At 76.1% G+C, this 10,277-nt stretch carries 4 protein-coding genes; all 4 read left to right on the top strand.

Going from position 1 to position 10,277, the window contains the following annotated elements:
• The coding region (locus ABTY56_RS32070) for a class I adenylate-forming enzyme family protein (RefSeq protein WP_350632874.1) at positions 1–546 on the top strand (546 nt) is incomplete at its 5' end.
• The gene (locus tag ABTY56_RS32065; protein WP_350632873.1) at positions 543–4,295 is read left to right on the top strand and encodes a condensation domain-containing protein; all 3,753 of its coding nucleotides are present in this window, start codon (positions 543–545) and stop codon (positions 4,293–4,295) included. The genes ABTY56_RS32070 and ABTY56_RS32065, both read left to right, overlap by 4 nt.
• Positions 4,292–6,793: a lantibiotic dehydratase gene (locus tag ABTY56_RS32060; protein ID WP_350632872.1), complete on the top strand. Its 2,502-nt coding sequence runs from the start codon at positions 4,292–4,294 to the stop codon at positions 6,791–6,793. Before ABTY56_RS32065 ends, ABTY56_RS32060 begins: the two co-directional genes overlap by 4 nt.
• A gap of 15 nt (positions 6,794–6,808) precedes the next feature.
• On the top strand, positions 6,809–10,276 hold the full coding sequence (locus ABTY56_RS32055) for a non-ribosomal peptide synthetase (protein ID WP_350632871.1): 3,468 nt from the start codon (positions 6,809–6,811) through the stop codon (positions 10,274–10,276).
• The last annotated feature ends 1 nt before the right edge of the window (position 10,277 follow it).

Genomic DNA, 10,277 nt, shown 5'->3' with positions numbered 1-10,277 from the left:
GGCGTGCAGCTGCGGCTGGTCGACGACGCCGACCGGAACGTCGCCCCCGGCGCGGAGGGACTGCTCCTGGTCCGCACCCCCGCCATGTTCCTGGGCTACCTGGACCGGCCGGAGACCACCGCCGAGGTCCTGCGGGACGGCTGGTACCGGACCGGCGACCTGGCCCGGCTCGACGCCTCCGGCCGGCTGCACCTGATCGGCCGCAAGGACACCTTCGTCAACGTCGGCGGCAAGAAGGTCAACCCGGTCGAGGTCGAGCGGGTCCTGCTCGGCCACCCGCTGCTGGCCGAGGCCGCCGTGTGGGGCGAGACCCTGGCGGACGGCGGCCAGCGGGTCCGGGCCACCGTCGTGGCGACCGGACCGCTCACCGCGGCCGAGCTCAGCGCCTGGTGCCGGGAACGGCTCCAGCCGCACCAGGTGCCCGGCGGGGTGGAGTTCGCCGCCGAGCTCCCGAAGACCTCGTCCGGCAAGATCCGGCGCGCCGAGGTGGCCGCGGCCGCCGGCGACCGGGGCCGGACCACCGACCAGGGGGGAACCCGCTCATGACCTCGACCCTCGTCGGGCTGCTGCGCGGCCGGGCCGAAGCGGCCCCGGAGCGCACCGCCTACCGCTTCCTCGGCGACGGCGACGCCGCCGAGACCATCAGCTACGCCGAACTGGACCGCGACGCCCGCACGGTGGCCGGCCTCCTGCGCGAGCAGGGCGCCGCCGCCACCGACCGCGCGCTGCTGCTGTACCCGCCCGGCCTGGACTACATCAGGGCCTTCTTCGGCGCCCTCTACGCCGGGGTCGTGCCCGTCCCGGTCTACCCGCCGCGCTCCCTGCGCAACGCCTCCCGGCTCGGCTCGATCGCCGCCGACGCCCGGGCCGGCTTCGCCCTCACCGTCTCCCCGGTGCTCGACCTGCTCGGCCGGGACGGCGCCGGACTCGGCCTCGACGGACTGCGCACCGCCGCCACCGACGGGCTGGACGCCGAGCTCGCCGGGCAGTGGACCGGGCACCTCCCCGACGCCGACAGCCCCGCCTTCCTGCAGTACACCTCGGGATCGACCGCGGCGCCCAAGGGCGTGATGCTCAGCCACGGCAACCTGCTGCACAACCTCGGCATGATCAGCGAGGCGTTCGACTGCCGCGAGGACACCAGCGCCGTCGTCTGGCTCCCGCCGTACCACGACATGGGCCTGATCGGCGGCATCCTCACCCCGCTGTACGCCGGCTTCCCGGTCACCCTGATGTCCCCCATGAGCTTCCTGCGCCGCCCGATGCAGTGGCTGCGGGCCATCTCCGCCGAGGGCGCCGAACTCAGCGGCGGCCCCAACTTCGCGTACGAGATGTGCGCCCGGCTGGCCACCGACGCGGACCGCGCCGAGCTCGACCTCAGCAACTGGCGGGTCGCCTTCAACGGCGCCGAGCCGATCCGCGCCTCGACCCTGGACGCCTTCGAGGCGGCCTTCGGGGACTGCGGCTTCCGCCGCAGCGCCTTCCTGCCCTGCTACGGCATGGCCGAGGCGACCCTGTTCGTCACCGGCACCTCGGCAGCCGCCGAGCCGACCGTGCTGGAGGTGGACACCGCCGGCCTGGAGGCCGGCCGGGCCGACGCGCCCGCCGCCGACCGCCCGGCCCGCGCCCTGGTCGGCACCGGCCGGCCCGCCGCCGACCAGCGGCTGCTGGTCGTCGACCCCGCCTCCCGGGAGCCGCTGCCCGAGCGCCGGGTCGGCGAGATCTGGGTGCACGGGCCGAGCGTCGCCCAGGGCTACTGGGACAACCCGGACACCACCGCGGAGGTCTTCGCCGCCCGCCCCGCCGGCCAGGACGACGCGGACCCGCGCACCTGGCTGCGCACCGGCGACCTCGGCTTCCTCGCCGACGGCGAGCTGTACGTGACGGGCCGCCACAAGGACCTGATCATCGTCCGCGGCCGCAACTTCTACCCCACCGACGTCGAACTCGCCGTCGAGGGCGCCCACCCCGCCTTCCGGTCCGGCTGCGGCGCCGCCGTCGCCGCCGAGCACGACGGCGAGCAGGTGCTCGTCGTCCTCCAGGAGGTCGAGGGCCGCGCGCTGGCCACGATCGACGTCGCGCAGGCCACCGCGGCCGTGCGCGCGGCGGTGATGGACCGGTGCGACGTCGCCGTCCACGAGGTGCTGCTGCTCAGGCCCGGCACCGTGCCCAAGACCACCAGCGGCAAGATCCAGCGCTCGCTGAGCCGGCAGAGGTACGCCGCCGGGGAGTTCGAGGCGCTCGGCGACGGCCCGGCCGCCCCCGCCGCGGAGACCGTGCCCGGCCCGGCCGAGGTCGCCGCGCTGGCCCCGGCCGAGCGGACGGCGCTGGTCCACCGGGTGCTGCGGCAGCGGATCGCCGACGCGCTGGGCGGCACCGCCGACCAGGTCGCCACCACCGGGGTGCCGCTGACCAGCCTGGGCATCGACTCGCTGGCCGCCGTGCTGCTCGCCAACCGGATCCGCGAGGACCTCGGCGTCGAGCTGCCGCTCAGCCTGATGCTCGGCGGCGCCGACCTCGACGCCCTCGCCGCCGCGGCCACCCTCGTCGACGACCCGCAGCACGGCCCCGCCGACGACGCAGCGGCCGCCGACGGCACCCGGGCCGACGAGCCCGGCATGACCCTCGGCCAGCGCTCGATCTGGCACGTGCAGCAGCAGGACCCGGGCTCCACCGCCTACAACATCCCGGTCGCCCTCGACCTGGCCGGCCCGCTGGACACCGACGCGCTGCGCACCGCCCTGCGGCAGGTCGCCGACCGGCACGAGATGCTGCGCACCCGCTACCGGGTGACCGGCGGCGAGACCGTCCCCTTCCTGACCGGGGACCAGGTCGAGCTGCGGGTGACGGACGCCGCCGGGGACGACCCGGACCGGCTGGCCGAGCGGCTCTCCGCCCTCGCCCACCGCCCGTTCGACCTGGCACACGACCCGGTGCTCCGGGCCGACCTGCTGGTCCGCGCCGAGGACTCCCACGTCCTGCTGCTGACCGTCCACCACATCGCCGCCGACCTGTGGTCGATGGTGAACCTGACCGCCGAACTCGGCCGCCGCTACACGGCGCTGGCCGCCGGCACCCCGCCGGAGCAGACCGCCCCGGCCGGCCGCTACGCCGACCAGGTCCGCCGCGAGCGCCGGCTGCTGGCCGGGCCCGCGGGCGACGCCCTCAAGGCGTACTGGCGCGAGGAGCTCTCCGGGCCGCTGCCGCTGCTCGACCTCCCGCTGGACGCGCCGCACCCGGCGGCCCCCGGCTACCGCGGCGCGCGGATCCCGTTCCGCCTCGACGCGGACCGGACCGCCCGCGTCCGCGCACTCGCCCAGGAGAGCGGCACCACGCTCTACACGGTGCTGCTGGCCGCCTTCCAGATCGCCCTGCACCACGCGAGCGGCCGGCCGGAGCTGGTGATCGGCACCGCCGCCGCGAACCGGGGCGCCCGGGACGCCGAGGACGTCGTCGGCTACTTCACCAACATGGTCGCCGTCCGCGGCAGGTTCGAGGACGGCGTGACGCCCCGGGCGTTCACCGAGCGGCTGCACCGCACCGTGCTGTCCGCCCTGGACCACCAGGCGTACCCGATGTCCCTCGTCCTGGAGACGGTGCAGCCGCGCCGCGAACCCGGCCGCAACCCGCTCTTCCAGGCGGTCTTCGTCCTGCAGCGGCCGCACGCCCACGCCGAGACCGCCGGGTTCGTCCTGGGCACCGCCGACGGGGCCGCCGCCACCTGGGGGCAGCTGCGCCTCACCCCGTACCCGCTGCCGCACCGCACGGCCCAGTACGAGCTGATGCTCACCGTCGTGGACGCCGGGCCGGAGCTGCACGCGGCCCTGGAGTACAGCACCGACATCTTCACCGCAGCCACCGCGGAGCAGCTGGCGGCGCACTACCGGACCGTCCTGGACGACCTCCTGGACCGCCCCGACACCCCCGTCGCCGAGCTCTGCCCGGCCGAACTGCTGACCCGGCGCGCGGCCCGCGACGCCGCAACCGAGGAGGAAGCCCTGACCGGCTACGTGGCACCCCGCACCGACACCGAGCGCGCACTGGCGAAGATCTGGTCCGACGTGCTCGGAGTCGAACCCATCGGCGTCGAGGACGACTTCTACGACCTGGGCGGGCACTCGCTGCTCGCGGTCCAGCTCATCTCCGGCGTCCGGGACGCCCTCGGCGTCGACGTCCCGGTGCGCAGTGTGATGCAGACCCGCACCGTCGCCCAGGGCGCGGCGGTCATCGACGCGCTGCTGTGGGCCAAGGAGGGTGCCTCCGCCGACGGTTCCCGAGAGGACGGCGAGCTGTGACCGACCCCGCCGGCCACCTGCTGCCCCTGCCGTCCGGCGACTGGCGGGTGTGGCGGACCATGGGCCTGCGCGGCACCGGCTTCCCGGCCGGGCAGGTGCTCGACCTGGCCGCGCCGGGCGCGGCGGACGCCGCCGACCGGCTGCTGCGGGTCCGCGACCGGGCCGCGGCCGCCCGGGAGGGGGCGCTCGACGCGCTGCGCACCGCGCTCGACGACCTGCGCGCCACGGGCCGGTGGGACGACACCGCCCTGCGCCGCCCGCTGCTGAAGGCGATCAGCCGTCTCAACAAGGGCGGCCTGCCGGGGCCCGAGTTCGCCGCGCTGCCCGAGGTGTCCGCGCTCGTCGAGGCCGAGGAACTGGTCGCCGGCGCGGAGCGCGACCTGGACAAGGTCTTCGCGGAGGACCTCGCCCGGCTCTCCGCCGTCCTCGACCGGACCGCCGCCGACCCGCGCTTCCGCGAGGCCGTGATCTGGCAGAACCGCAAGGCCTACGCCGACGGCGTGCGCAAGGTCGGCGGCGACGGACGGCGCAACTCCCGCCGGCGCGAGCACGAGGCACTGGTCGCGGGCTACCTCCAGCGCTACACCGTCAAGAACGACTCCATCGGGTTCTTCGGCCCGATCGGCTGGGCCGAGGCCGTCCCCGCCGGGCCCGCGCTGGCCGTCACCCCCGGCGAGGGCCTGGTCGCCCGCCGCGAGGTGTACTTCGAGCAGTGGTGCCTGGACGCCCTGGTGCGCTCCCTGGGCACCGGCCCCGAACTGCGCCGCTGGTTCCCGCCCCGCCGGCTGCCCTCCGCCGCCCTGGAGGGCGCCACCCTGCGCCTGCCCGGCCGCACCGTCGACCTGCCGCAGGCCAAGGCCGCCGTGCTGCGCTCCGTCCTCGCGCTGTGCGACGGCGCCCGCAGCGGCGTCGAGGTGGCCGCCGCGCTGGGCCTCGGCGAGGCGGAGGGGCTCGCCCTGCTGGAGTCGCTGCGCGCCACCGGGCTCATCGCCTGGGACCTCGAACTCCCGGTGCAGCCGCGCCCGGAGCTGGTCCTGCGCGAGCAGCTGGAGCGGATCGGGGACCCGGCGCTGCGCGCGGACGCCCTGGACCGGCTCGGCCGGCTCACCGCGGCCCGCGACCGGGTGGCGGCCGCGGCCGGCGAGCCCGACGAGCTCGACCGGGCCCTGGCCGACCTGGAGTCCGTCTTCACCGAGCTGACCGGCACCGCCGCCACCCGGGCGCACGGGGAGACGTACGGCGCCCGCACCCTGGTCTACGAGGACTGCCGGCGCGACGGACGGGTCGAGGTCGGCCCCGAGCTGCTCGCCGAACTGGGCGGCCCGCTCTCCCTGATGCTGGACTCCGCCCGCTGGCTGACCACCCGGGTGGCGCAGGCCTACCGGGAGGAGTTCCGGCGGGCCTACGACCGGCTGGTCGCCGAGCGCCCGGACGCCGAACCCCGGCTGACCGACATCTGGACCCGCGTCCAGACCGCCCTCCTCGGGCCGGACCAGCGGATCGTCGACCGTGCCGTCACCGAACTCCAGGAACGCTGGAACGACGTGCTCGGCCCGCTGGAGGGGCGCCGCGTCGCGTTCACCACCGAGCAGCTGCGCCCGCGCGTGGACCGCGCCTTCGCGGCCGAGGCCCCCGGCTGGCCGGGCGCCCGCTACCAGGCGCCCGACGTGATGATCGCGGCCAAGGACCCGGAGGCGGTCGCCGCCGGCGACTACCAGCTGGTCATGGGCGAGCTGCACGTCGGCGTCAACACCCTGCGCAACCTGCTCTTCGTCGACCAGCACCCGGACCCGGAGGCGCTGGAACGGGCGACCCTCGCCGACATGTCGGCGCCCCGGGTCCGGCCGGTCCTGCCCAAGGAGTGGTTCTACTCCACCCGCACCACCATCCGCCTGTTCACCGACCGGGACTACCACCTGCTGCTGGGCGACGAGGGCTCCTGGCTGACCGGCCACCCGCGCGCGCTGAATGCCGCCGAGGTCCGGATCGGACTGCGCGACGGCCGGGTGGTGGCCCGGACCGGCGCGGACGGCCCGGAGCTCGACCTGGTCGAACTCCTCGCCGAGGCCATCGGGTTCAAGGTGACCAGTCGCTTCCAGCCGATGCCCGCCCGCCGGCACACCCCCCGGGTGACCGTCGACCGGCTGGTGGTCAGCCGCGAGTCCTGGCGCTTCAACCCCGCCGAACTCGCCTTCGCCCGGGAGAAGGACGAGGCGGCCCGGTTCACCGCCGCCCGCGCCTGGGCCCGCGAGCACGGCATCCCCCGGTTCGTCTTCGTCAAGGCCGCCCACGAGAGCAAGCCGTTCTACGTCGACCTGGACAGCCCGCTGTTCGTCAACGCCTTCGCCCACGTCGTGCGCGGCGCCCCCGAGCAGCCGGACGGCCGGCTGACCATCTCGGTCGGCGAGATGCTCCCGACCAGCGAGCAGACGTGGCTGAAGGATCGTCAGGGAAGCAGTTACACCAGCGAGTTCCGCGTCATCGCGGTGGACAAGTAAGGAGTGCGACGCACCATGTCGCTGATCGATCTGCTGGCCCGCCTGCGCGAGCAGGACATCCACCTGCGGGTGGAGGACGGAAAACTGCGCTACAGCGCCCCCGCCGAGGGACTCCCCGACGGGCTGCGCGCCGAGATCACCGCGCACAAGGGTGAGCTGATCGCCTTCCTGGCCGCGGGCACCGGCACCGACGGGCCGCGGCCGGTGCCGCGCCGCCCCGACGGCACGCTCCCGGCGTCGCCGGTCCAGGAGCGGCTGTGGCTGCTCGACCGGATGGAGCCCGGCAACCCCTCGTACCACATGCCGGCGGCGGTCCGGCTGACCGGGACGCTCGACGCCGCCCTGCTGGAGCAGGCCGTCAACCGGATCGTGGCCCGGCACGAGGTGCTGCGCACCTCCTTCGAGGACGACGGCGGCCGCCCCCGCCAGCGGATCGACGCCGAACGGCACGTCCCGCTGGTCCGGCACGACCTGCGCGACCTGCCCGAGCCGGAGCGCGCCGCCGAGGTCGCCCGCCGCTCGGAGGCCGAGGCCGCCGCCCCGTTCGACCTCGCCGCGGACCCGCTGATGCGCACCACCCTGCTGCGGACCGGCGACGACGAGCACGTCCTGCTGCTCACCCTGCACCACATCGTCGCCGACGGCTGGTCGGTGTCCGTCCTCGCCGACGAACTCGCCGCCCACTACCGGGCGCTGACCGAGGGCCACCCCGTCGAGCTGCCGGCCCTGCCGGTCCAGTACGGCGACTACGCCGCCTGGCACGCCGAGTGGCTGGAGAGCGACGCCTGCGCCGCCCAGCTCGACCGCTGGCGCGCCCGCCTCGGCGGCGAACTCCCCGACCTCAACCTGCCGTTGGACGTGCCCCGGCCCGCCGTCCGGACGTTCCGGGCCGGCCGCGCCGAGCGCACCGTCCCGGCCGCGACGGCCGACGCGCTGAACCGCATCGCCCAGCAGTCCGGGGCCACCCGCTTCACCGTCATGCTGGCCGCCTTCAAGGTGCTGCTGCACCGCCTCAGCGGCCAGGACGACCTGATCGTGGGCATCCCCGAGGCCGGCCGCACCCGGTCCGAGATCGAGCCCCTGGTCGGCTTCTTCGTCAACACCCTGGCGCTGCGCACCGACCTCTCCGGCGCCCCGGCCTTCCGCGACCTGCTCGCCCAGGTGCGGGACACCGCCTACGACGCCTACGCCGACCGCGACCTGCCGTTCGAGCGGATCCTGATCGACCTCCAGCCCAAGCGGCGGCTCGACCGCACCCCGGTCTTCCAGGTCTTCTTCAACATGGTCCCGTTCGCCGAGCAGCGCCTGGAGCTGCCCGGCCTGACCGCGAGCTTCCTGCACGTCCCGGACGCCGGCGCCAAGTTCGACCTGACCCTCTACGCCGGCCTCGACGGCCGCGACCTCACCCTCGTCCACAACGCCGACCTCTTCACCGAGGAGCGGGCCGGGCAGCTGCTGGACCAGTACGTCGCCCTCGTCGAGCAGATCGCGGCCGACCCGGACCGTCCCGTCGCGGCGTACAGCCTGGTCACCGACCCGGCCCGGGAGGTCCTGCCGGACCCGGCCCGGCCGCTGGCCGCCACCTGGCCGGGCAGCCTCGCCGAGGCGTTCGCCGAGCGGGCGCGCACCGCGCCGGACCGCGTCGCCGTCGAGGAGGCGTCCGGCCACTGGACGTACGGACAGCTGGCCGAGCGCGCCCACCGGCTGGCCCACCGGCTGCGCGCCGACGGGGTCGCCCCCGGCGACGTCGTCGCCCTGTACGGGCCGCGCGGCGCCGAACTGGCCTGCGCCATGCTCGGCACCCTCGCCGCCGGGGCCGCCTTCCTGGTCCTGGACACCGCCGAGCCCGCCGCCCGGCTCGCCGAGCAGGCGGCCCTCGCCGCCCCACGCGCCCTGGTGCGCACCGACGGCGCCGAGGCCCCGGCCGAACTCCTCGACCGGGTCCGGGACACCGCCGTCTCCACCCCGGTGCTGCCCTGCTGGGACGAGCTCGCCGGGCTGCCCGCCGACCCGCCGCCGCTCGACCTCGGCCCCGGCTCGCCCGCCTACCTGGCCTTCACCTCCGGCTCCACCGGACGCCCCAAGGCGGTGCTCGGCACCCACGGACCGCTGGCGCACTTCACCGCCTGGTACCGGGACGACCACGCGCTCACCGCCGAGGACCGCTTCGCCCTGCTGTCGGCCCCCGGCCACGACCCGATGCTGCGGGACGTCCTCGTCCCGCTCGCGCTCGGCGCCACCGTCTGCGTCCCCGACTACGCCTCGCTGCCCGGCCGGTTCGCCGACTGGGCCGCCGCGCAGCGGATCACCGTGGCCAACCTGACCCCGGCGACCCTGGAGTACCTGCTCGGCGGCCGGGCCGCCGAGCGCACCGCCCCGGCCCTGCGCCACCTGTTCTTCGGCGGCGACCGGCTGCGCGGACACCACGTCACCCTGGCCCGGTCCCTCAACCCGGACGTCGCGTGCGTCAACTTCTACGGCGCGACCGAGACGCCGCAGGCGATGAGCGCCCACCGGGTGCCGGCCGGCGAGCCCGCGGCCGAGATCCCGCTCGGCCCCGGCACCGCCGGCTCCCAGCTGATCCTGCTCAACGCGGCGGGCGTCCCGGCCGGCGTGGGCGAGCTCGCCGAGATCCACGTCCGCTCGCCCCACCTGTCCGCGGGCTACCCGGCCGACCCGGACCTGACCGCGGCCCGCTTCCTCACCAGCCCGGTCACCGGCGACCCGGCGGACCGCTGGTTCCGCACCGGCGACCTCGGCCGCTACCTGCCCGACGGCACCGTCCGGTTCTGCGGCCGCGCCGACCGCCAGATCCAGATCCGCGGCTTCCGGGTGGAGCCCGCCGAGGTGGAGGCCCGGCTGCGCGAGCACCCCGGCGTCGCGGACTGCGTGGTCGGCGTGCCGCGGACGGAGGGCGCCGACGGCACGGACCCGCGCCTGGTCGCCCACTGGACCCCGGCCGGCGCCCCGGCGCCGACCGTCCGGGAACTGCGCGAGCACATGGGCGCCGTCCTGCCCGACCACCTGGTGCCCGCCGCCTTCGTCCGGCTCGACGCGCTCCCGCTGCTGCCCACCGGCAAGGTCGACGTGTCGGCGCTGCCCGCGGCGCCCGCCGCCGAGCGCGACGCCGACGAGCCGTACGCCGCCCCCGTCACCGAGGTGGAGAAGGCCCTCGCCGCCATCTGGGAGGACGTCCTCGGGGTGGAGCGGGTCGGCCTGAACGACGACTTCTTCGCCCTCGGCGGCCACTCGCTGCTGGCCACCGTGGTCACCCACCGGGTGCGCGAGGCGCTCGGCGCGGAGATCGCCGTCCGGGCCCTGTTCGAGGACCGCACCGTCGCCGGGCTGGCCAAGCTCGTCGAGCAGCAGGGCGACGCGGAGAGCGCCGGGGCCCCCGGCCCCATCCGGTCGGTGGCCCGCACCGACGCCGGCCTGGACGACCTGCTGGCCCGGCTGGGGGCCCTGACGGACGGGGAGGGCTGAC

Source organism: Kitasatospora sp. NPDC097691, assembly GCF_040302665.1.
GTDB lineage: Bacteria > Actinomycetota > Actinomycetes > Streptomycetales > Streptomycetaceae > Kitasatospora.
The sequence above is the reverse complement of the archived record's forward strand: the minus strand, read 5'-3'. Positions and strand labels throughout refer to the sequence as shown.

Bases quoted from the DNA above. Each gene is read 5' to 3' on its own strand.
- ABTY56_RS32055 (WP_350632871.1), top strand. From the start codon at position 6,809: ATGTCGCTGATCGATCTGCTGGCCCGCCTGCGCGAGCAGGACATCCAC.
- ABTY56_RS32065 (WP_350632873.1), top strand. From the start codon at position 543: ATGACCTCGACCCTCGTCGGGCTGCTGCGCGGCCGGGCCGAAGCGGCC.